The 22,483-nt window shown below is 73.9% G+C and carries 20 protein-coding genes and 2 riboswitches; of the genes, 13 read left to right on the top strand and 7 right to left on the bottom strand.

Features of this window, described 5'->3' with window-relative positions; translation table 11 throughout:
- Window positions 1-12: 12 nt before the first annotated feature.
- Window positions 13-1,098 (bottom strand): zinc-ribbon domain-containing protein, encoded by a 1,086-nt coding sequence (locus JOE38_RS06240; protein WP_204575355.1) that lies wholly within the window; start codon window positions 1,096-1,098, stop codon window positions 13-15.
- A 48-nt stretch (window positions 1,099-1,146) separates the two neighbouring features.
- Between JOE38_RS06240 and JOE38_RS06235 the strand changes: the two genes are divergently transcribed.
- Both JOE38_RS06235 and JOE38_RS06230 read left to right on the top strand, forming a co-directional pair.
- A complete protein-coding gene (locus JOE38_RS06235) occupies window positions 1,147-1,701 on the top strand; it encodes a GNAT family N-acetyltransferase (RefSeq protein WP_204575354.1) in 555 nt (184 codons plus the stop codon).
- A gap of 159 nt (window positions 1,702-1,860) precedes the next feature.
- Window positions 1,861-4,710 (top strand): glycoside hydrolase family 43 protein, encoded by a 2,850-nt coding sequence (locus JOE38_RS06230; RefSeq protein ID WP_204575353.1) that lies wholly within the window; start codon window positions 1,861-1,863, stop codon window positions 4,708-4,710.
- A gap of 40 nt (window positions 4,711-4,750) precedes the next feature.
- Here the strand turns inward: JOE38_RS06230 and JOE38_RS06225 are convergent, their stop codons facing one another.
- From JOE38_RS06225 to phoA, 4 genes are all read right to left on the bottom strand, one after another.
- Window positions 4,751-5,146 carry a ChaB family protein gene (locus JOE38_RS06225; RefSeq protein ID WP_204575352.1) on the bottom strand — a complete coding sequence of 132 codons (396 nt, stop codon included), beginning with the start codon at window positions 5,144-5,146 and terminating at the stop codon, window positions 4,751-4,753.
- 79 nt (window positions 5,147-5,225) lie between these two features.
- The gene (sufU, locus tag JOE38_RS06220) at window positions 5,226-5,669 is read right to left on the bottom strand and encodes a Fe-S cluster assembly sulfur transfer protein SufU (protein ID WP_204575351.1); all 444 of its coding nucleotides are present in this window, start codon (window positions 5,667-5,669) and stop codon (window positions 5,226-5,228) included.
- The gene (locus tag JOE38_RS06215; RefSeq protein ID WP_204575350.1) at window positions 5,666-6,973 is read right to left on the bottom strand and encodes a SufS family cysteine desulfurase; all 1,308 of its coding nucleotides are present in this window, start codon (window positions 6,971-6,973) and stop codon (window positions 5,666-5,668) included. The genes sufU and JOE38_RS06215 overlap by 4 nt, the downstream gene beginning before the upstream one ends.
- 120 nt (window positions 6,974-7,093) lie before the next feature.
- Complete coding sequence (gene phoA / locus JOE38_RS06210) at window positions 7,094-8,785, bottom strand: alkaline phosphatase (protein ID WP_204575349.1); 1,692 nt, start codon at window positions 8,783-8,785, stop codon at window positions 7,094-7,096.
- Window positions 8,786-8,942: 157 nt separating this feature from the next.
- Here phoA and JOE38_RS06205 point away from each other — a divergent pair, with 157 nt between their 5' ends.
- Complete coding sequence (locus JOE38_RS06205) at window positions 8,943-9,710, top strand: copper resistance CopC family protein (RefSeq protein WP_204575348.1); 768 nt, start codon at window positions 8,943-8,945, stop codon at window positions 9,708-9,710.
- A gap of 9 nt (window positions 9,711-9,719) precedes the next feature.
- Here JOE38_RS06205 and JOE38_RS06200 read toward each other — a convergent pair whose 3' ends face one another.
- Window positions 9,720-10,091, bottom strand: a complete 372-nt coding sequence (locus JOE38_RS06200) for a BlaI/MecI/CopY family transcriptional regulator (protein WP_015490825.1) — start codon at window positions 10,089-10,091, stop codon at window positions 9,720-9,722.
- A 126-nt stretch (window positions 10,092-10,217) separates the two neighbouring features.
- On the opposite strand from JOE38_RS06200, the gene JOE38_RS06195 reads away from it, so the two are divergent.
- From JOE38_RS06195 to JOE38_RS06150, 10 genes are all read left to right on the top strand, one after another.
- Window positions 10,218-10,673: an SseB family protein gene (locus JOE38_RS06195; RefSeq protein WP_204575347.1), complete on the top strand. Its 456-nt coding sequence runs from the start codon at window positions 10,218-10,220 to the stop codon at window positions 10,671-10,673.
- A 145-nt stretch (window positions 10,674-10,818) separates the two neighbouring features.
- A riboswitch (glycine riboswitch) is annotated at window positions 10,819-10,905 on the top strand.
- A gap of 1 nt (window position 10,906) precedes the next feature.
- A riboswitch (glycine riboswitch) is annotated at window positions 10,907-11,000 on the top strand.
- Window positions 11,001-11,043: 43 nt separating this feature from the next.
- Window positions 11,044-12,252, top strand: a complete 1,209-nt coding sequence (gcvT, locus tag JOE38_RS06190; RefSeq protein ID WP_204575346.1) for a glycine cleavage system aminomethyltransferase GcvT — start codon at window positions 11,044-11,046, stop codon at window positions 12,250-12,252.
- Entirely contained in the window at window positions 12,249-12,620 is a 372-nt protein-coding gene (gcvH, locus tag JOE38_RS06185; RefSeq protein WP_204575345.1) for a glycine cleavage system protein GcvH, read from the top strand. The genes gcvT and gcvH overlap by 4 nt, the downstream gene beginning before the upstream one ends.
- Window positions 12,617-15,598: an aminomethyl-transferring glycine dehydrogenase gene (gcvP, locus tag JOE38_RS06180; RefSeq protein WP_204575344.1), complete on the top strand. Its 2,982-nt coding sequence runs from the start codon at window positions 12,617-12,619 to the stop codon at window positions 15,596-15,598. Before gcvH ends, gcvP begins: the two co-directional genes overlap by 4 nt.
- Before the next feature lie 216 nt (window positions 15,599-15,814).
- On the top strand, window positions 15,815-16,570 hold the full coding sequence (locus JOE38_RS06175) for an HAD family hydrolase (protein WP_204575343.1): 756 nt from the start codon (window positions 15,815-15,817) through the stop codon (window positions 16,568-16,570).
- On the top strand, window positions 16,567-17,544 hold the full coding sequence (phnD, locus tag JOE38_RS06170) for a phosphate/phosphite/phosphonate ABC transporter substrate-binding protein (protein ID WP_204575342.1): 978 nt from the start codon (window positions 16,567-16,569) through the stop codon (window positions 17,542-17,544). The genes JOE38_RS06175 and phnD overlap by 4 nt, the downstream gene beginning before the upstream one ends.
- A gap of 3 nt (window positions 17,545-17,547) precedes the next feature.
- Window positions 17,548-18,369, top strand: a complete 822-nt coding sequence (gene phnC, locus JOE38_RS06165; protein ID WP_204575341.1) for a phosphonate ABC transporter ATP-binding protein — start codon at window positions 17,548-17,550, stop codon at window positions 18,367-18,369.
- Window positions 18,366-19,160, top strand: a complete 795-nt coding sequence (gene phnE / locus JOE38_RS06160) for a phosphonate ABC transporter, permease protein PhnE (protein WP_204575340.1) — start codon at window positions 18,366-18,368, stop codon at window positions 19,158-19,160. Before phnC ends, phnE (JOE38_RS06160) begins: the two co-directional genes overlap by 4 nt.
- Window positions 19,157-19,963: a phosphonate ABC transporter, permease protein PhnE gene (phnE, locus tag JOE38_RS06155; protein ID WP_204575339.1), complete on the top strand. Its 807-nt coding sequence runs from the start codon at window positions 19,157-19,159 to the stop codon at window positions 19,961-19,963. The genes phnE (JOE38_RS06160) and phnE (JOE38_RS06155) overlap by 4 nt, the downstream gene beginning before the upstream one ends.
- Complete coding sequence (locus tag JOE38_RS06150; RefSeq protein WP_204575338.1) at window positions 19,950-20,822, top strand: MurR/RpiR family transcriptional regulator; 873 nt, start codon at window positions 19,950-19,952, stop codon at window positions 20,820-20,822. The genes phnE (JOE38_RS06155) and JOE38_RS06150 overlap by 14 nt, the downstream gene beginning before the upstream one ends.
- Window positions 20,823-20,867: 45 nt before the next feature.
- Here JOE38_RS06150 and JOE38_RS06145 read toward each other — a convergent pair whose 3' ends face one another.
- Entirely contained in the window at window positions 20,868-22,466 is a 1,599-nt protein-coding gene (locus JOE38_RS06145) for a solute symporter family protein (protein WP_204577134.1), read from the bottom strand.
- Window positions 22,467-22,483 lie beyond the last annotated feature (17 nt).

Below are 22,483 nucleotides of genomic sequence, written 5' to 3'. Positions count from 1 at the left end.
GGCCCGCGCCGCTCATCCGGTCGCGGCCGGCGGCGGCACCTCCCGCAGGTAGGCGTCCACCAGGAACGGGCCGCGGATCTCGCGGAGCCGGTCGAGGAGCTGATCCACCGTGCCGCGGGTGAGGCCCGCGACGCACAGGTCGTACGGCCCGAGGGGCGGCAGCTTGCCGGTGCGGATGCGGATCACCTCCCAGCCGGCGGCCCGCAGCGCGCGGTCCTTGCGTCGGTCGGCCTCCTCGCGGCGGCCGACGTGCTCGAGGCCGTGGCGGCCGGTCGAGTCGTACTCGATCGCGACACGCAGCTCGGGCAGCAGGATGTCGGGCCACGCCTCGAGGTGCTCGAAGAAGGGGCGGGCGAGCCGTACGGCGTTCAGGCCGGGCGTGTGATCCAGGCGCGCGGCGAGATCCTGCCGCAGGCGCTCCTCGACGGCGGACGCGGGCGGCGGCGCGCACGCGCTGGCGAACGGCTCGCCGACGGGGAGGTCGGGCGTCTTCGCGCAGACGGCGGGGGATCGGCGGGCGCGGGTCGGCGTGGTGGCCGTGGCGGGGGATCCGCGGCGCTCGTCGGGCCCGACCGTGCTCGGGGTGCCGTTCTTCCCACGCCGGTCGCGGGCCGTGCCGCCGACCGCGGGCCGTCCGTCGCGCGCGCCGCGCCGGGGACGCGTCTGGCCGCCGGCCGTCGACGGCGATCCGCCGGACGCGCCGGACGCGGATCCGCCCGCCACCGGCCCCGCCACGAGCGGCGACGCCCCGGGCCACCGCACCTGATCCGCCATCGGCAGCACGGGCGTGCGCGGCGCCGCGGCCTCCGCGCAGTCCGGGCACCACGACGAGCGGCGGCGCTCGCGGCCCGGCCGCCTCCGCTGCTCCTCGGGCGTCGCGACGAAGACGTGCCCGACGTCGCACTGCCAGGTGAGGAGGACGTCGGCCGCGGGCGGCACCTGCGTGAGCGTGATGCCGCGGTTGAGATCCGGGTGGTACTGCCGGATGAGCACGGGGAACGACGCCCACGCCTCCCGGTAGGTGCCCACCGGGTACGGCACGTCGAGGCCGCGCGACCAGCGGCGTCGCGCCCACCACGCATCCACCGGCTCGGGCATGCCGTCACGCTAGGGGGAGCCACCGACGTCGCTGACTAGCCTGGGGCGATGCCCGACCTCGCGACCGACCGCCTGCTCCTCCGCCGCTTCACGGAGGCCGACGCGCCCTTCCTCCTCGACCTGCATTCGCGGCCCGAGGTGATGCGGTGGATCGGCACGGGCGCGGTGCAGACGGATCCCGCCCAGGCCGTCGCGCGCTCCGCCCGCTACGCCGCGCTCGACCACCCCGTGCGCGGCATCTGGGCGATCGAGGACCGCGACGGCGGCGCGCTCCTCGGCACGCTCCTGCTCAAGGACCTGCCCGCGTCGGCCGCGCCGCTCGCCGGCGACGACCCGGCCCCGCGCGACGCGCCGGAGGACGGCGAGACGGAGATCGGCTGGCACCTGCATCCGGACGCGTGGGGTCGCGGCGTCGCGACGGAGGCGGCCCGGCGGGTGCTCGCGCACGCGGCCGAGGGCGGGCTGACCCGGGTGCTGGCCGTGACGAACCCGGAGAACGCGCCGTCGCAGGCCGTGTGCCGGCGGATCGGGATGCGTCCCCTCGGCCGCACGCGCGCCTACTACGACGCGGACTGCGAGCTGTTCCGGGTCGACCTTCCCTGACCCGGCGGACGGCGCGCGGGGTCCGGCATGGGAGGTCCACCCCGGATCCCATGTGACATGGCACCGACCTCCGGGGCTAGCGTGGGAGGCGATGCGAGGGGGCACCGCGACGATGCGGGGCGTCCGGATCCGCATCGCGCACCTGGAGGACGATCGACGATGATCACGCAACCATCCGCACCCGGACGCGGGACGCCCGTCGAAGGCGAGGCCCCGAGCCCCACGAGGAGGAGGGGCATCCGGGCGCTCGCCGTCACCGCGGGGCTCGCCACCGCCCTGTCCCTCGCGGGCCTGCCGGCGCACGCCGCGACGCACGCGTCGGCACCCGCCGCCGCCCGCGCCGCCGCTCCGGCCGCCGCGACCCCGCCAGCGCCGGCGGCCGTCGAGGACGCCACCTTCACGCCCGGTGAGGCCCGTCTCGACACGTCCGGCGAGGTGATCCAGGCCCACGGCGGCCAGATCGTCCCGTCTGTCGACGAGGCCGGCGACACGATCTACTACTGGTACGGCGAGGACCGCTCCAACGGCTACGCCTCGAGCCCCGGCGTGCACGTCTACTCCTCGCACGACCTCGAGGCCTGGACCGACGAGGGCCTCGTCCTCCGGGCCATGTCGTCGCCCGACCAGTTCGACGCCGACCCCTACTTCGCCGGCCTCTACGGCGACCTCGACGCCGACGCGCGCGCCGCCGTCTACGAGGACCTCGGCACCGTGCCCGCCGGCGGATCCACGCGCCCCGCCGCGATCCTCGAGCGCCCGAAGGTCGTCCACAACGCGGCGACCGGCCAGTGGGTGATGTGGATCCACACCGACGGCCCCACCGCCACGAGCGACGCGCAGTACGCCAAGGCCACCGCGGGCGTCGCCGTCTCCGACTCGCCGACCGGCCCGTTCCGCTACCTCCAGGACTACCGCCTGCACGAGGCGCCGCCCGGGGAGCCCGACTACCAGCCCGAGAGCAAGGGCATGGCGCGCGACATGAACCTCTTCGTCGACGACGACGGGACCGCCTACATCGTCTACTCGAGCGAGGAGAACTACTCGCTCTACATCTCGAAGCTCGACGCCGACTACACCGCGCTCGCCACGGGTCCGGCCGACGCCGTCAAGGGCGTCGACTTCACGCGCCCCTACGTCGGCGCGCACCGCGAGGCGCCCGTGCTGTTCAAGTCGCACGGCACCTACTACCTGATCACCTCGGGTGCGACGGGCTGGAACCCGAACCCGGCGTCCTACGCCACGGCGACCGACATCCTCGGCACCTGGACCGACCGCGGCAACCCCGCGCAGGGCGACGGCGCCGGCACGACCTTCGGCTCGCAGAGCACCTCCGTGATCCCGATCGACCCGGAGAACGGCCGCTTCGCCTACATGGGCGACCGGTGGACCCCGGACGACCTCGCGAACGCGCCCTACATCTGGCTGCCGCTGTCCTTCGGCGAGGGCGGATCCATGACCCTCGCGAACCCGGGCACGTGGAGCGTCCGCGACATCCCGGCGTACGCGCCGTGGGAGGTCACGACCGCGATCCCCGCGATTGTGCGCACCGACGACGCCTCCGCGCTGCCGGCCGAGGTCGAGGTGACCAGCGGCGGCGCGACCACGACGACGGGGATCACCTGGGAGGCCGCGGCGCTCGCCGGGGCCGGCCCCGTGCAGCTCCGCGGCACCCTCGACGACGGGCGCACGCTCGTCCGCCGCGTGGTCGTCGTCCCGCAGGACCTCGAGTACGCGGTCGACGCGGGCGGCTGGGCCACGGCCGACTGGGCGGCGATCGTCGCCGCGTCCGCCGCCGACGGGCCGCTCCTCGGCTCGGTCCCGGAGCAGCCCCTCGGCGCGGATCCTGCCACGGGCGCCACCTGGGGCTGGACCGGATCCAGCGACGTGAAGGGCGACGCCACCGGCGACCTCTACTCGACGCTGCGCTGGGCGAAGTCCGGCGCGACGCTGACCTACTCCTTCGGCGGGCTCACCCCGGGCGAGCACCGCGTCGACCTCGGGTTCTCGGACCCGTGGACCACCGCCAGCCGCGCCGCGCGCATCACGCTCAACGGGCAGGTCGTGGAGACCGCCCGGCCGTTCGGCGCCGACTCGTCGAGCGCGTACACCGCGACCGTCGGGGCGGACGGGGTGCTGAGGGTGGAGATCGCGAAGGCGGCGGGCCCGGACATCCAGGTCAGCTTCCTCATGGTGTCCGGCGGCCCGGCCGCGCTCGCCGCGCAGACGATCGCGTTCACCGCGCCGACCGGCGCGACCGCGGGCGGCGACGCGATCGCTCTGACGGCCACCGCGACCTCGCGCCTACCCGTGTCGTTCCAGGCGTCCGGCGCGTGCACGGTCACGGGGACGCGGCTCTCGCCGACCTCCGCGGGCGTCTGCACGATCACCGCCACACAGGCCGGGGACGGCGAGTTCGCCCCCGCCGAGTCGATCACGCGCACCTTCCGGGTGCAGGCGGCCGTGCTCGACGACTTCGCGCGCCGCGGCTCCGCGGTCGGCGGATCCTGGACCGGCGACACCGCCGCCACCGCCTACCGCCTCGCGGCCGGCACGCTCCGCCCCTACCAGGGCGGCGCGCTGCTCCGACCCGAGGTGCTCGGCGCCACGCAGGAGGCGTCCGTGACGCTGACCAAGGTGGCGCGCACGGCGCGGTCCGTGGGCCTGGTGCTCAAGGCGCAGTCGGCCCGCACGGTCGACCGCGGCGCGATCACCGTGACCTACGACGCGCGGTCGAAGGCGATCACGACGACCGCCATCGCGACCGACGGCACCCGCACGGCCTACCCGGCGATCCCGGTGCGGCTGATCGCGGGCGACGTGCTCACCGCGCGGTACACGGCGGACGACACCGTGGAGATCCAGCTCGGCGACGACCTCGTCGGCACCAGGGAGCTCTCCGACGCCGACGCGGCGCGCTTCCACGACGCGACCGGGCGCGTCGGCGTCTGGACGCAGGGCGCGCTCCTCACGGTGCTCGACGACGTGCGCGGCGGCACGACGATCGGCTGACCCGACGGGGCGCCCGTCCGTTCGGGACGGGCGCCCCGCCTCAGCCCTCGCGCTCGCGCGCCCGGCGGGTCTCGCGGTCGTTCGCCTTCCGGATCCCCTCCACCAGCTCGTCCTTCGTCATGCGGCTGCGGCCGGCGACGTCGAGACGGCGCGCCACCTCCATCAGGTGCGCCTTCGACGCGTTCGCGTCGACCCCGCCGGCCGTGCCCGCGCCGCGCTCCTCGGCGCCCGCGTCCGACGGCCCCGCTGACTCCTTCGGCTCCCAGTGGTCGCCGACCTTCTCGAAGCCGTGCTTGAGCGCGGCGTAGGCGGTGCGCTCGGCGCGCTCGCCGGATCCGTACTGCTCCTCGGCCGCCGCGTGCGCCGCCGACCAGGTGGCCTGCGCGTGCTCGGGGGAGCGGCGGATGGTGCTCGGCATGTCGTCGTCGGGGGCCACGGATCCTCCTGGTGTCGCGGGCGGCCGCCTCGCGCGGCCCGTCTCCCCACTCTGCCCGCCCCGCGCGGGGACGGCCGGGTCAGCCCGCCCGGAGCGCCTCCTCCAGCGTCGTCCACGGCAGCATCGCGCACTTCACGCGGCCCACGTACCGTGAGACCCCGTCGAGCGCGACCGCGTCGCCGAACTCCTCCGGGTCGAGGTGGGACGCGCCTCGGCTCCGCATGACCTCGCGGAACGCCTCGGCCCGCGCGTGCACGGTCTCCAGGTCCGCGCCGTCGAGCACGCCGACGAGCATCGACGCCGACGCCTGCGAGATCGCGCAGCCGTGTCCCGTCCACGCGATCTCGGCCACGCGACCGTCCTCGACGCGGATCCCGAGGGTGATCTCGTCCCCGCACGTCGGGTTCACCTGGTGCGCGTGCAGCGGCCAGCCCGTGGGGTCGCCCTGGCCCTCGGGCGTGCGCGAGTGGTCGAGGATCAGCTCCTGGTACAGCGCGCCGCCGCCAGACGCGGGAGCGCTCATCGGCCGGACCCGAAGAAGGCGGCGGCGTCCTCGACGCCCTGCAGCAGCAGGTCGATCTCGGCGTCGGTCGTGTGCAGGGTCCCGCTCGCGCGCGTCGACGCGGTGAGCCCGAGCCGGCGATGCAGCGGCTGCGCGCAGTGGTGGCCGACGCGCACGGCGATGCCGCGGTCGTCGAGGATCTGCCCCACGTCGTGCGCGTGCACGCCCGCCAGGTCGAACGCCGCGAGCCCGACACGGTGGCCGTCGGCGGCCGGGCCGAGCACGCGCACGCCCGTGATCCCCGAGAGACCCGTCACGAGCCGCTCCCCGATGCGCCGCCCGTGCTCCGCGATCCGGTCCATGCCGACCGCCTCGAGGTAGTCGACCGCGACGCCCAGCGCCACGACCTGCGAGATGCGCTGCGTGCCGGCCTCGAACCGCTGCGGTGGCGGGAGGAACTCGGCCGCCTCCATCGTCACGGTCGTGATCATCGACCCGCCCGTGAGGAACGGCGGCAGCGCCTCGAGCACCTGGCGGCGCCCGTAGAGCACCCCGATGCCCGTCGGCGCGAGCATCTTGTGGCCGGAGAACACGGCGAGGTCGACGTCGAGGGCGCGCAGGTCGACGGGGAGGTGCGGCACGGACTGGCAGGCGTCGAGCACGACGAGGGCCCCGACCTCCCGCGCCCGCGCGATGACGGGTCCGAGCGGCGCGACCCCGCCCAGCACGTTAAAGACGTGCGCGAGCGCGACGACGCGCGTGCGCTCCGTGATGACGTCGCCCAGCGTCTCCAGCCGCAGCGCGCCCTGGTCGTCGACGGGGATGAACCGCAGCCGGGCGCCCGTGCGGAGCGCGAGCTGCTGCCACGGGATGAGGTTCGCGTGGTGCTCCGACTCCGTGACGACGATCTCGTCGCCCTCCCGCACGCGGATCGACGCCGGCGCGGCCGCGCTCCCGAGGCCGTACGCGACGAGGTTCAGCCCCTCGGTCGCGTTCGAGGTCCACACGATCTCGCCCGCGTCGACGCCGACGAAGCGCGCGACTTTCTCCCGCGCCTCCTCGAACTCCTCCGTCGCGAGGGCCGCGAGCGTGTGCGCGCCCCGGTGGACGGCGGCGTTGCGGTGCTCCAGGTACGCGCGCTCCGCGTCCAGCACCTGGCGCGGCTTCTGGGAGGTGGCGGCCGAGTCGAGGTAGACGAGCGGGTGGCCGTTCACCTCCGAGTCGAGGATGGGGAAGTCGCGGCGGATCCGGTCGATCTCGTCGGCGGTGAGGCCGGCGGATCGCGCCGTGCCGTCACCGGGGGCGTCCTGGGGTGCGGTGTGCATCCGACGAGTCCATCGTGATGCGACGCTCGGCGCAACACGGGCGCGGGTGCGCGACGCCCGGAGACGCGGAAGGCGCCCCTCCGGCCGTGGCCGAGGGGGCGCCCGTGGAGAGCCGCGGTGCTAGCGGACGGTCACCTTGGCGGTGACGACCTTGCCCGTCTGCACGCCGGTGAGGGTCAGCGTGAGCGGTCCCGCGGTGGCCGGGGCCGTGAACGGGATGGCGACCTTGCCGTCGATGACGTCGTACGTGCCGACGAGGTCCCCGGCGGACGTGGTGAGGGTCACCTGGCGGTCGCCGGCGAAGCGGCTGCCCGTGACGGTGATCTCCTCGCCCCGGTCGGGCCGGTAGTCGCTGGCGACGACCGATGCGCCCTTGCTGAGCGCGGCCGTGCTGCGGTCGAGCTTCAGCGCGTTCGCCATCGTGAAGAAGGTGTCCGTCTGGTCGGTGAGGCCGACGACGTTCGCCGCTCCCGGACCGTAGGCCGCGACGCGGACCTGGGTGCCGGTGTGCTGCTGCGATCCGCCGAGGCCCGCGGTGCCGTAGGACAGCTTCATCACGCCGCCCTCGAGGGTGCGCACGGCGGCGCTGAGCGAGGTGGGAGGCGTGCTGTCCACGATCTGGCTGGAGTGCGCGTGGTCGGCGGTGACGATGACGAGCGTGTTGCCGTCCTTCTTCGCGAAGGCCATGGCGGCCTGCACGGACTCGTCGAAGTCGAGCGTCTCGCCGATCTGCCCGCACGGGTTGGCGGCGTGGTCCTGCTTGTCGATGCTGGCGCCCTCGACCTGGAGGAAGAAGCCCTTGCCGCCCTTCCTGGTGTCGAGCAGCGAGATCGCCTTGTCCGTCAGCGTCCGGAGCGACAGGTCGCTCCCGAGGCGCGCGGGGTTCTCGGTGCAGGTGACGGGCGCGAGGTCGGCGCCGCCGACGGTCGCGGGGGTCGGCGCGAAGCGCGTCGGGAAGTTCCCCGGGGTGAACAGGCCGAGCACCGGCGCGGTCTGGTCGGCGGTCTTCACGTCCGCCAGGCCCGCGGCGTCCTGCACGACCTGGTAGCCGCGCTGGTCGGCCTGGGCGAAGAGGGTCTGGCCCTCGTACCGGCCGGCCTTCGCGGTCTGGGTGAAGCTCGCGGATCCGCCGCCGAACGTGACGTCGGGGCGGGTGTCCAGCAGCTGCTCGCTGATGGATCCGAGGCCGCCGGCGGCGAGCGCGTCGTCGCCGCACGAGGCGGAGTCGGGCCCGTAGCAGGAGCGGCTGTCGACGTGCGCGACCTGGACGGCCGGGGTGGCGTCCTGGATCTCCGCGGTGCTGACGTCGCCGGTGCGCAGCCCGTTGGCCTTCGCGATCTCGGTGAGGGTCGCCTGCGGCTTCCCGTCGATGTCGACGCTGATCGCCCCGTCGTTGGTCTTGGTGCCGGTGGCCCAGCCGCTGCCGGTCGCGGCCGAGTCGGGCACGTAGTCGGGCTGGCCCTTGCGGTCGCCGCTCTTCTCGAGGGAGTACGTCGTGTACTGGCCGGTCAGGGGCGGCGCGTCGAGGCCCGGGAGGCGTCCGGCGGCGCCGTAGGCGTAGTCCCGGGCGATGGTTATCTCGGAGTCGCCCATGCCGTCGCCGATGAGGAGGATGACGTTCTTCGCGGAGGCGTTCTTGATCTCGGAGCGGATCTGGGCGGTCTGGTCGCCGGCGAGGCGCTGGGCGCCGCCGTTCTGCGACAGCGCCGCGCCGGCGGCGAAGGCGCCCGCCGGCAGGAGGATCGTCGCGGCGACGGCGGCTGCGGCGATCGGGAGGACGCGGCGACGCGTCCGGGATGGCGTGGTTGTCATGGGGGTGCGGGTCTCCTCGGGTGATGCCCCCGGAGCGGGGTGCATTTCAGATTCCGCCGAAATAGGTCCCGCCAGGCGAACCGCAGGCGACCGGCGGGCGAACATCGTTGCGTCGGGTCAACTTCTCGGGCCGCCATGCGCGGGAGATGATGGATCCATGGCGTCTCCGCTCCACCCCCGCACCCCGTCCCCCCTCCGTCGCGCCGCGCTCGCCGCGGCTGCCGCAGCGCTCGTGCTGGGCGGGGCGCTGATCCCGGCGGGCGCCGCGTCCGCGCACGACCGGCTCGTGGGATCCACCCCCGCCGCCGACGCCACCGTCACGGACGAGCCCGGCACCGTCGCGCTCGACTTCAGCGAGGAGCTGCTCGCGCTCGACGCGCAGGCCTCGGGCTTCGCGATCCAGGTGGTCAACTCCTCGGACGGCTCCTTCCACGAGGACGGCTGCGTCGCCGTCGACGGATCCACCGCCACGACCCGCATCGCGCTCGGCACCGCCGGCACCTACCAGGTCACGTGGCGCGCGGTCTCGAGCGACAGCCACCCCATCGACGGCACCTACTCCTTCACCTACGCGCCGACGGGCGACACGACGGGCACCCCCGCGATCCTCGCGGCCCCGGCCTGCGGCGACGCCTGGGCGGGCAGCGCGGCCACCGCGACGCCCGAGCCCGAGGGCACCATGACCACGCAGGACGCCGAGTCCGTCGCGCCCGCGCCCACGTCGGACGCGCAGTCCGGCGCGTCCGTGCCGCTCGCCGAGACGGCGGAGACCACGCCCGTCTGGGTCTTCGTGCTCATCGGCCTCGTGATCCTCGCGGCCGCCGTGCTCGTGGTGGTCGGCGTCGTGCGCCGGTCGTCGCGCCGGTTCCCCGGGGAGGACGGCAGCGTCGGCGGACCGTACGACGGCGCCGACGACCCGCGCTAGCGGTCCCGCCTAGGCCCGGTCGTCCCCGCCGAGCGCGCGACGCAGTGCCGTGAGGTCGTCCCCGTCGAGCGTGCCGGCGAAGCGCAGCAGCGCCGCCTCGCGGTCCTTGGTGGCGGCGAGCGCGCCCGACATGAGCGACGCCGCGTGGTCGGTGCGCGACCGGGCGGGCGCGAACGTGAGCGCGCGCGCCTCGTCGGAGCGCGTGACGAGCCCCTTCTGGCCGAGACGGTCGAGCACCGTGAGCACGGTCGTGAGCGCGGGGCGCGGATCCGGGATGCGGGCGACGACGTCCTTGGCCGTGAGCGGCTCGTCGGCGTCCCACAGGGCGTCCATGATGGCGGCCTCGAGCTCGCCGCGGGGGCGCTGGCGTCCGATCGACACGGGCGTCTCCCCTCGGGACGGATGGCGGGTGGAAGAGACGATCCTAACTCCGCGCACGGCCGCGACGACGCCCCGTCCGGCCGCCGCGGTCAGCCGCCGCCCCGCCGGATCGGGCACGATGGACGCATGACCGATTCACAGGACCGAGAGCCCACCCCCCTCGAGCAGGCCATCGCGCGCGGCCAGGCGGGCGAGTCCGACATGACCGCCGTCCTCACCGAGTTCATCAACACGACGGTCGTGGTGCCCACCGCCATGCCCCTCACCCCGGAGACCGACCAGCTCCAGCCCGTCCTCTTCGACCGCGACGGCGTGCCCATGCTCGCCGCGTTCACGCACGAGGACCGCATCGACGAGAAGGTCACGAGCGTCGCCGACCACGTCGCCACCATCCCCGCCGCCGAGCTCGTCCAGGCGATCCCCGAGGGCACCGGCCTCGTCATCAACGTGGGCACCACCGACGGCTTCGAGATGATGCCCGAGGGCGTCGCGCAGCTCGCCGACGACGTGCGCCGCGTCATCGACCAGGACGAGGACGGCGCGCCGCAGGCGCCCGTCGCGCCCTCGCCCGACGCGATCTGATCCCGCGGGTCGACCCGCCCACCCGACGCCGCCGCATCCACCCGGATGCGGCGGCGTCGTCGTCTCCGGCGGAGGGGATCGGCGGGGAATCGTCACGCGCCCGAAACGTCCCGCTCGATATGCTGGTCTCCGAACACACGGCCGCGCACGCATCGCGGGAGAGCTCCTCCGGGAGCACCGAAGGAGCAAGCCTCCCCGCCAATCTCTCAGGTCCACGTACCGCGATGCACTGGCCACTCTGAAAAGCAGCCGTCCCGCACGGCTCGCCCACGGTGAAAGCACCGTCCTCGGACGGCGCGAAGCTCTCAGGCCCATGACAGAGGGGGAGTCCCGCATCCGGCATCCGCGCCGGAGACGACCGGAGGACTCCATGACCGACGCACCCGCCGAGACCGACGCCGGGTCACCGCCCCGCCGATCCCCGCTGCACGCCGTGCACGAGGCCGCCGGCGCCTCCTTCACCGACTTCGCCGGCTGGCTCATGCCCGTGCGGTACACGAGCGACCTCGCCGAGCACCGCGCCGTGCGCGAGGCCGCCGGCATCTTCGACATCTCGCACATGGCCGAGATCGCGGTGGAGGGGGAGGGCGCCGCCGCGTTCCTCGACTCCGTCCTCGCCGGCAAGCTCTCCGCCATCGCCGAATGGCAGGCCAAGTACACGCTGCTGCTGGATCCCTCGGGCGGCATCGTCGACGACCTCATCGTCTACCGCACGGGCGAGGAGTCCTTCCTCGTCGTCGCCAACGCGGGCAACCACGACCCCGTGCTCGCCGTCCTCGCGGAGGCCGCCCGAGGCCGGGACGACGTGGAGGTCGACGACGCGAGCGACGACGTCGCGCTCATCGCCGTGCAGGGCCCGGTGTCCCGCGCGATCCTCGAGGCCACCGTCGGCCTCGAGACCGAGACGCCGCTCGAGGCGCTCGGCTACTACCGGGCCACGGCCGCGCGCTTCGCCGGCCAGGACGTGCTCGTCGCCCGCACCGGATACACGGGCGAGGACGGCTACGAGCTGTACGTCGCGACCGAGGACGCCGTCGCCCTGTGGGAGGCGCTCGTCGCGGCCGGCACGCCACTCGGCCTCCTGAACACGGGCCTCGCCTGCCGCGACACGCTCCGCCTCGAGGCGGGCATGCCGCTCTACGGCCACGAGCTCGGCCTCCATACGCTGCCCGTGCAGGCCGGCCTCGGCAAGGTGGTCGCGCTCGCCAAGGAGGGCGACTTCCGCGGTCGCGCCGCGGTGGAGAAGGGACCGGATCCCGTCGCCCGCGTGCTCGTCGGCCTCGTCACCGAGGGCCGCCGCGCGCCCCGCGCCGACTACCCCGTCTACGCCGAGGAGGCCGCGGGCGACTCCGCTGCGGCCCTCGAGGCCGTGATGGAGGCCACCGAGGGCGCCGTCGCGCCCGTCGGCATCGTCACGAGCGGGGCCCTGTCGCCCACGCTCGGCCACCCCGTCGCCATGGCGTACGTGGATCCCTCGCTCGCCGCCCCCGGCACGCGCCTCGCCGTCGACGTCCGCGGCACGCGCGTGCCCGCCACCGTCGTGACCCTCCCCTTCTACTCGCGAAAGGCCTCCGCATGACCGATCAGACCAGCCTCCAGTACACCGCCGAGCACGAGTGGGTGCAGGTCGACGGCGACGTCGCGACCGTCGGCATCACGGCCTACGCCGCCGACAAGCTCGGCGACGTCGTCTTCGTCGAGCTGCCCGCCGTGGGCGACGAGCTCGCGGGCGGCGAGGTCGTCGGCGAGATCGAGTCGACCAAGTCGGTCGGCGAGCTGTTCGCGCCCATCGACGGCACCGTCACCGAGGTCAACGACGACGTCGTGGCCTCGCCCGACCTCGTCAACAGCGACCCCTTCGGCGCCGGCTGGCTCGTGAAGGTGCGCTTCGCGGCGCTGCCGACGCTCCTCAGCCACGACGAGTACGTCGCGCTGGTGGGCGAGTGACCGCCGTCGACGCCGGCACCCGCTCGGCCACGCCCGCACCCGCACCCGCCGCCGCCCCCGACATCGCGGAGGAGTCCTCGGCCTTCGCGCCCGGGGCGTTCGGCGCCCGCCACATCGGCACCGACTCCGAGGCCCGCGCGACCATGCTCGGCGTCCTCGGCCACGACTCGATCCCGTCGCTGCTGGCGAAGGCCGTGCCCGAGACCATCCAGGTCGACCGCTTCCGCACCGAGGGCGACTCCGTGCTGCCCGAGGCGGCCACCGAGCGCGACGCCCTCGCCGAGCTCCGCCGCATCGCGGGCCGCAACCGCGTGCGCACGTCGGTGATCGGCCTCGGCTACCACGACACGATCACGCCCGCCGTGATCACCCGCAACGTGCTCGAGAACCCGAGCTGGTACACGGCCTACACGCCGTACCAGCCGGAGATCTCGCAGGGCCGCCTCGAGGCGCTGATCAACTTCCAGACGATGGTCGCGGAGCTCTCCGGGCTCGCGACCGCGAACGCGTCCATGCTCGACGAGGCCACCGCCGTCGTCGAGGGCATGCTGCTCGCGCGCCGCGCCTCCAAGGCCAAGACCGACGTGTTCCTCATCGACGCCGACGCCCTGCCCCAGACGCGCGCCCTCCTCGACAGCCGCGCCGCCGCGGTCGGCATCGAGCTGGTCGCGCACGACCTCGCCACGGTGGATCCCGCCGAGCTGCCCGACGCGTTCGGCGCCTTCATCCAGTACCCCGGCGCCTCCGGCCGCGTGTGGGACCCGAGCGCCGTCATCGCGCGCGTGCACGAGGCGGGCGGCCTCGCGGTCGTCGCGGCCGACTTGCTCGCCCTCACGGTGATCACGTCGCCCGGCGAGCTCGGCGCCGACATCGCGGTCGGCACCTCGCAGCGCTTCGGCGTGCCCATGGGCTTCGGCGGTCCGCACGCGGGCTACCTCGCCGTGCGCGCCGGCCTCGAGCGCCAGATGCCCGGCCGCCTCGTCGGCGTCAGCCAGGACGCGGCCGGCCACCCCGCCTACCGCCTCTCCCTGCAGACGCGCGAGCAGCACATCCGCCGTGAGAAGGCCACGAGCAACATCTGCACGGCGCAGGTGCTCCTCGCCGTCATGGCGTCGATGTACGCGGTCTACCACGGGCCGAAGGGCCTCCGCGTGATCGCGCGCCAGGCGAACCGGGGCGCCCGCCGCCTCGTCCGCTCGCTGGCGACGGTCGGCGTCGAGCCGATCCACGCCGCGTTCTTCGACACCGTGCGCGTCTCCGTTCCCGGCCGCGCCGACGAGATCCTGGCCGCCGCCGCCCGGGGTGGGGTCAACCTGCTCCGCGTGGACGCCGACACCCTCGGCTTCAGCGTCGACGAGGCCACGCGCCCCGAGGACCTCGCGGCCGTCGCGCATGCGTTCGGCGCCGAGCTCGCGGAGGACGAGGGCGCCGCGGGCGACCTGTCGTCGATCCCGCACGGCTCGATCCGCACGAGCGAGTACCTCACGCATGCCGTCTTCTCCACGCACCGCTCGGAGACCGGCATGATGCGCTACCTCAAGCGCCTCTCCGACAAGGACTACGCGCTCGACCGCGGCATGATCCCGCTCGGCTCCTGCACCATGAAGCTCAACGCCGCCACCGAGATGGAGGCGGTGACCTGGCCCGAGTTCCAGGCCATCCACCCCTTCGCCCCGGCGGACGACGTCGAGGGCTACCTCGAGCTCGTCCTCCAGCTGGAGACCTGGCTCGCCGACGTCACGGGCTACGACACCGTGAGCCTCCAGCCGAGCGCCGGCAGCCAGGGCGAGCTCGCGGGCCTCCTCGCGATCCGCGGCTACCACCTCGCGAATGGCGACGACGCGCGCACGGTCTGCCTCATCCCGCAGAGCGCGCACGGCACGAACGCGGCCAGCGCCGTGCTCGCCGGCATGCGCGTCGTGGTCGTCGCGTGCGACGAGCTCGGCAACGTCGACCTCGACGACCTGCGGGCCAAGATCGCGGCGCACCGCGACGAGCTCGCGGGCCTGATGATCACGTACCCCTCCACCCACGGCGTCTACGAGCACGAGGTCGGCGCGATCTGCGAGGCCGTGCACGAGGCCGGCGGCCAGGTCTACGTCGACGGCGCGAACCTCAACGCGCTCCTCGGCTTCGCCCGGTTCGGCGACTTCGGCGGCGACGTCTCGCACCTGAACCTGCACAAGACGTTCTGCATCCCGCACGGCGGCGGCGGACCCGGCGTCGGCCCGGTCGCGGCGAAGGCGCACCTCGCGCCCTTCCTGCCGGGACACCCGCAGGCGCAGCGCAACGTCCACGCGCTCGTGCAGGACGGCGTCGTCTCGACCATCGAGCACGGCGGCGCCCCGGTGTCGGCGGCTCCCTACGGATCCCCGAGCATCCTGCCGATCAGCTGGGCCTACGTCCGCATGATGGGCGCCGAGGGCCTCAAGCAGGCCACCGGCGCGGCGGTCCTCTCGGCGAACTACATCGCCGCGCGCCTCCGCGACCACTACCCGGTGCTCTACGCGGGGGAGGACGGCCTGGTCGCGCACGAGTGCATCCTCGACCTGCGTCCGCTCACGGCCGCGACCGGGATCACGGTGGACGACGTGGCCAAGCGCCTCGTCGACTACGGCTTCCACGCGCCGACGATGAGCTTCCCGGTCCCGGGCACGCTCATGGTCGAGCCCACGGAGAGCGAGGACCTCGCCGAGGTCGAGCGCTTCATCGCCGCGATGATCGGCATCAAGCAGGAGGCCGACTCCGTCGCCGCGGGCGAGTGGCCGGCCGACGACAACCCCTTGCGGAACGCGCCCCACACGGCCGAGTCGGTCATCGCGGGGGAGTGGACGCACGCCTACACGCGCGAGCGCGCCGTCTACCCGGTGTCCACGCTCGTGCGCGACAAGTACTGGCCGCCGGTGCGCCGGATCGACCAGGCCTACGGCGACCGCAACCTGTTCTGCGCCTGCCCGCCGCCGGAGGCGTTCGCCTGATCCGCTGACCGCGGCGCTCCGGCGCCGCACCGCATCACCGCGAGGGCGGCGGGACCGAAGGGTCCCGCCGCCCTCGCGTCGTCCCGCCCGCCGTCGTTCACGCGGCGTTCACCGGGCGCGGTCATCCCGTCGACGACGCCTCCCTATCGTGGACGCTGCGTCCACAGGATCCCGACGCGGGATCCGATGAACCGGGCGCGGAGACGAGCGCCACCCGTGAGCACCCCCGGCCGGACCATCGTGTTCGACTTCGACGGCACGGTCTCCCTCGGCGACGGCCCCGTGCTCCGGTACGCCCACCACGTGGCCGAGACGCTGGCGGTGGACGCCCGCCCGGGCTTCGCCGCCGGAGTCGCCGCGGGTCTCCGTGACGTCGGCTGCGCCTCGGGTGCGGTCGACGGCTACGCGCTCGTGCAGGGCCTCGCCGCCGACCACGGCGTGCCCGCCCGTCTCCTCTCCGCCGCGTTCCTCGCGAGCCGCGCCGAGCTCGGCGGACCGCACGCGCCGGTGCTCGCCCCCACCGGCCTCGCCCCGTTCCTCCGCGGGGTCGCCGGCCGCGTCCGCCGCGTCCTCGTCACCAACTCGCCCGCCGTCCGGATCCCCGAGGCGCTCGCCGCGCTCGGCCTCGACGACGCCTTCGACGAGGTGGTCACCGGTGCCGGCAAGCCCGGCGGGATGGACGCCGTCCTCGACCGCGTCGACCCGGGCCCTGCCGCGGGCCTCAGCGCCGACCGGCTCCTCAGCGTCGGCGACCTCTGGGTCAACGACCTCGAGCCCGCGCACGTCCGCGGCTTCAGCACCGCGCTGGTGGGACCGGGATCCTCCGCCGACGCGCGGCCCACCTTCCGCGCCGCCTCCGTCGCCGACCTCTACGCGGACATCGACGCGTGGCTCGCCGGCGCCGCCACCGACCCCTCCTCTCCTCATCCCGCACCCACCGCAGCTCCCCACGGAAAGCAGATGCACGCATGAAGAAGCCCGCCCTCCCGCTCCTCGCCATCGGGGCCGTCACCGCCCTCGCGCTCACCGGCTGCTCCGCAGGATCCGGCTCCGACGCGTCCGGCACCCCCGCGGCCGCCGCGGATCCCACCTCCCTCACGCTCGCGCTGGTCCCGTCGCAGGACCAGGACGGCCTGGTCGAGACCGCGGCGCCGCTCACCGACATGCTCACGAAGGCGCTCGGGATCCCCGTCACCGGCGTGGTCTCGAAGGACTACCAGGCCGCGGTCGAGGCGATGGGCGCCGACCAGGCGCAGATCGGCTTCCTCCCGTCGCTCCAGCTCTGGCAGGCGAGCGACATGTACAAGGCCAAGGTCGTGCTGCAGACCGAGCGCAACGGCAACATCACCTACCCCGCGCAGTTCATGACGAACGACCCCGACAAGTACTGCGACGACACCCCGGTCGAGCGCGACGGCATGCTGTTCTGCAACGGCGCCGACGCGCTGTCCGGCCCCCAGGGACTCGACTCCATCACGAAGGTGAAGGGCGCGAAGGTCGCCGTCCTCGGCCCGGGCTCGCCCGCCGGCTACATCTACCCGATGCTCGCCCTGAAGGACGCCGGCCTCGACATCGACTCCGACATCCAGCGGATCCCCGTCACGGCCAACGACGCCTCGGTGCTCGCGGTCTACAACGGCGACGCCGAGGTCGGCTTCAGCTTCTGGGACGCCCGCACCATCGTCGCGAAGGACAAGCCGGACGTCGGCCAGAAGGTCGTCGTCTTCGCCATGACGGACGAGATCCCCAACGACGGCGTCGCGGTCTCCGGCTCGCTCTCGCCGGAGCTGCAGGACAGGATCACGAAGGCGCTGGCCGACTACTCGGCCACGCCCGAGGGATCCGCCGCCCTCACGGCCGTGTACTCCATCACCAAGCTCGCGCCCGCCGACCCGTCGTCGCTCGACGTCGTGGCCCGCGCCGCCGAGTCGCTCGGTCTGCAGTAGCGGATGCCCGCCACCCGCTCCCTCGTGGAGGCCGACGCGCTCGCGCCGGCCTCCGCGCCGTGGGCCGTGCGCCTCGCCGGCGTCACGGTCCGCTACCCGAACGGCGTCGTCGCGCTGAAGGACGTCTCGCTCGACATCGCCGGCGGCGAGATGGTCTCCATCGTCGGGCTGTCCGGGTCCGGCAAGTCGAGCCTCATCCGCACGATCAACGGCCTGGTCCCCGTCTCCTCGGGCGAGGTGGAGGTCGGCGGCACGCGCGTCGACGGCCTCGCGGGTCGGCGCCTCCGCGCCCTCCGCGGCGACATCGGCATGATCTTCCAGGGCTTCAACCTCGCGAAGCGCGCGAGCGTGCTCGAGAACGTGCTCGTGGGCCGGCTCGCGCACACACCGGGCTGGCGTACCTTCCTCGGGCGGCCCTCGGCGGCCGATCGCGAGATCGCGTTCCAGGCGCTCGAGAGCGTCGGGATCCTGCCGAAGGTCTGGGACCGCGCCTCCACCCTCTCGGGCGGCCAGCAGCAGCGCGTCGCCATCGCGCGGGCGCTGGCCCAGCGGCCGCGGCTCGTCCTCGCCGACGAGCCCGTCGCGAGCCTCGACCCGCCGACCGCGCACGGCGTCATGGGCGACCTCCGCCGCATCAACCGCGAGCTCGGCATCACCGTGCTCACGAACCTCCACCTGCTCGACCTCGCGCGCGAGTACGGCGACCGCATGATCGGCCTCCGCGCCGGCGAGGTCGTGTACGACGGCCCCGCCGCGACGGCGGGAGACGACGTGTTCGAGGCCATCTACGGCCGCTCCATCCGGCCCGAGGACACCCTCGGATGAGCGTCAGGGAGCTGCCGCCGCGACCGGCCGGACGCTGGAAGCCGTGGCTCGCGCTCGCGGTGGTCGTGGCGATCACGGCGGTCGCGATGAGCCCGCAGCTGGGCGTCGCGTTCGGGTTCGACGCCATCGCGCGCAACTGGCGGAACGGCGCCGACAAGCTCGTGCGCCTCGTCCAACCCGACTGGGCGTTCTTCCCGCGCACGGTCGCGCCGATGCTCGAGACGCTCGCCATGGCCGTCGTCGCCACGGTCGCGGGCGCGGCGGTCGCGCTGCCGCTCAGCCTCTGGGCCGCGCGGCTCACGAACCCGCACCCGTTCAGCCGGGGGATCCTCCGCGCCATCCTCAACGTCGTCCGTGCCGTGCCCGAGCTGCTCTACGCCTCGGTGCTCGTCGCGATGGTGGGCGTCGGCGCGCTGCCCGGAATCATCGCGCTCGTCCTCTTCAACGTCGGCATCATCGTGAAGCTCGTGTCGGAGGCCATCGAGTCGAACGACGCCGGCCCCCTCGAGGCGGGTCGCGCGGCGGGCGGCACCCGCATGCAGGTCGACCGCGCCGTGGCCCTCCCGGACGTGATGCCCGGCTTCATCGGCCAGACCCTCTACGTGCTCGAGCTCAACGTCCGCGCGTCCACCGTGCTCGGCCTCGTCGGCGCCGGGGGCATCGGCCTCCTCATCGACGCCGTGCGCACCTTCTACCGCTACGACCAGCTCGCGCTCATCGTGCTCGAGATCCTCGTGATCGTCATCGTCATCGACCTCGTCTCGAACGAGATCAGGAAGAGGATCGCATGACCCTCGCCGTGCCCGCCCGCCCCCGCCGCCCCGGCCGCGCGATCGCCGCCGCGGGCGTCACCGTCGTCGTGGTCGTCGCCTGCTGGTCGACCGACATCGCGTGGGACCGCCTCGGCGACCTGCCCGCCGAGGTCGTCCGCTACCTCTGGCTCATGTTCTCCGGCCCCGACTGGTCGAAGCTGCCCGAGGCCCTCGCGCAGACCTGGATCTCCGTGCTCATGGCCTGGGTCGGGACGGTCCTCGGCATAGTGGTCTCGGTGCCGCTCGCGTTCGTCGCGGCCCGCGGCTTCGCGCCGGCTGCCGTGCGCTGGCCGCTGCGGATCCTGTTCGCCGCCATCCGCGCCGTGCCGGAGATCATCACGGCCATCATCATCCTGTCCGTCACCGGGCTCACCCCGCTCACGGGTGCGCTCGCGCTCGCCGCGTCGAGCGTCGGCACCCTCGGCAAGTGGGGCTACGAGTCCGTCGAGGGCGTGGACCGCGGCGCGCTCGAGGCCGTGCGCGCGGCCGGCGGCGGCGCGTGGTCGCTCATCCGCTGGGGCGTGTGGCCGCAGGCGAGCGGCGAGTTCCTCTCCTTCTGGCTCTACCGGTTCGAGATCAACGTGCGCGCGTCGGCGGTGCTCGGCCTCATCGGCGTCGGCGGGATCGGCGACATGCTCACCTCCTACACTCAGTACCGGGAGTGGCCCACCGTCGGCGTGCTCCTCATCGTGGTCGTCGCCGTCACCATGTCGATCGACGCGATCTCCGGTGCCATCCGCCGCCGGATCACCGAGGGGGCCAGGGTCCGTGCAGTGGAGTGACGACGTCGGGCCCACCACGCGCATCGCGACCGTGGTCAACGCCCTGCAGCCGAGCGAGCGCCGGGTCGTGCAGCTCATCCTCGACGACACCGAGGGCGTGGTGGAGATCACCGCGCAGGAGCTCGCCGACCGGGCCGGCGTCGCCCGGTCCACCGTGGTGCGCTCCTGCCAGAGCCTCGGCTACCGCGGCTACCCGCAGCTGCGCGTCGCCCTCACCCGCGAGCTGGCGCGCAGCTCGGCCCTCGCCCCGACGGCCGCGGGGGACGACGCCCACGGTCCCAGCGCCCTCGGCCGGATCCGCGCCGACCTCGACGCGCTCGTCGCCGCCCTGCCGCGCGTCGCCAGCGTCCTCACGGAGGCGGAGGTCGAGGACGCGGTCGTCCGCGTCGTCGGCGCCCGCCGCCTCGTGATCGTCGCGAGCGGCCTCTCCTCGCCGCTCGCCCTCGACCTCTCGATGCGTCTCACCGCCGTCGGCCGTCCGGCCGAGCACGTCGCCGACCCCATCGGGCAGCAGATCGCCGTCAGCCGCCTCGGCGCGGACGACGTCGTACTGGTCATCAGCGGCAGCGGGGCCAACGAGCTGAGCCTCCGCGCCGCGCGCTCCGCCCGGGCATCGGGGGCGGGGATCGTCGTGGTCACCTCGTTCGCGACCTCGCCCATCGGCGCCATCGCCGACGTCGCGCTCGTCGTGGCCCCCGCAAAGGCCGGCTTCCGCCACGAGGTCGAGCACACCTCGCGCATCCCGCACGTGATCGTGCTGGAGTCGCTCGTGGAGATCGTCGCCGACCGCCTGGGCGCCACCGCGGTCGACACCCGCGCGGGCGTCCTCGCGATCCTCAGCGACGCGCTCAGCGACTGAGCGTCCGCGCGGGCGCCTCGGAGGAGGCGCCCGGGACGCCCGGTCCTAGTGCTCCGTCGCCTTCTCCGCGCCGTGCCCGGTGAGCGACCTGACGTCCATCTCGGCCGCGACCAGCGGGTCCTCCTTGCGCGTTGACGTCACCGTCCCGATCCAGCCGAGCAGGAACCCGACGGGGATCGACACGATCCCGGGGTTGCTCAGCGGGAACCACGAGAAGTCGGCCCCCGGGATCATCGACGTCTCCGCGCCCGACACGACGGGCGAGAACGCGATCAGCACGAGCGCCGTCCCGAGCCCGCCGTACATGCTGAGCACCGCGCCCCGCGTGGAGAAGCGCCTCCAGTAGAGGGAGTACAGGATGGTCGGCAGGTTCGCGCTCGCCGCCACCGCGAACGCGAGCGCCACGAGGAACGCCACGTTCTGCCCGTTCGCGCCGATGCCCGCGATGATCGAGACGATGCCGATCACGACCACCGTGATCCGCGCGACGCGCACCTCGCCGTTCGCCGAGACCTGCCCCTTCTTGATCACGCTCCCGTACACGTCGTGCGCGAAGGACGCCGCGGCCGTGATGGTGAGGCCGGCGACCACCGCCAGGATCGTCGCGAACGCGACCGCCGCGATGATCCCGAGCAGGATCGGCCCGCCCAGCTCGAGCGCCAGCAGCGGTGCCGCGGAGTTCACGCCGCCGGGGGCCGCGAGGATCCGCTCGCTCCCGAGCAGCGCGCCCGCGCCGTAGCCGAGCACCAGGGTGAAGAGGTAGAAGATCCCGATAAGCCAGATCGCCCAGACGACGCTGCGGCGCGCCTCCTTCGCGGTCGGCACCGTGTAGAAGCGCATGAGCACGTGGGGGAGCCCCGCCGTCCCGAGCACCAGCGCGAGCGCGAGCGACAGGAAGTCGAGCTTCGTGATCCCCGTGGCCCCGTACTGGTTGCCGGGCTCCAGCACGGGCTTGTCGGCTGCGGCCGCAGCGGCGCCGAGCAGGTCGGAGACGTCGAACCCGTGGATCGCGAGCACCCAGACCGTCATCACCGCAGCACCGGCGATGAGCAGGCACGCCTTGATGATCTGCACCCAGGTCGTGCCCTTCATCCCGCCGACGAGCACGTAGACGATCATCAGCGCGCCGACCACCGCGATGACGAGCGACTGCCCGAGCCGGTCGTCGATCCCGAGCAGCAGCGAGACGAGCCCGCCCGCGCCCGCCATCTGCGCGAGCAGGTAGAAGAAGCAGACCGCGAGCGTCGTGGTCGCCGCCGCGAGCCGCACGGGCCGCTGCTTCAGCCGGAAGCTCAGCACGTCGGCCATCGTGAACTTGCCCGTGTTGCGCATGAGCTCCGCCACGAGCAGCAGCGCGACGAGCCACGCGACCAGGAACCCGATCGAGTAGAGGAACCCGTCGTACCCGTTGATGGCGATCGCGCCGACGATCCCGAGGAACGACGCCGCCGAGAGGTAGTCGCCCGCGATCGCGGTGCCGTTCTGCGGCCCCGTGAACGAACGTCCTGCCGCGTAGTAGTCGGCCGCGGTCGAGTTGTTCCGGCTCGCACGGAACACGATCACGAGCGTGATGACCACGAACGCCCCGAAGATCGAGATGTTGAGGACGGGATCGCCCGTGTCGGTCGTCGGCGTCGTCGCCATGACGGCCGTGCCCGACG

The organism is Clavibacter michiganensis (assembly GCF_016907085.1).
GTDB classification, from domain to species: Bacteria; Actinomycetota; Actinomycetes; order Actinomycetales; family Microbacteriaceae; genus Clavibacter; species Clavibacter michiganensis_O.
The sequence above is the reverse complement of the archived record's forward strand: the minus strand, read 5'-3'. Positions and strand labels throughout refer to the sequence as shown.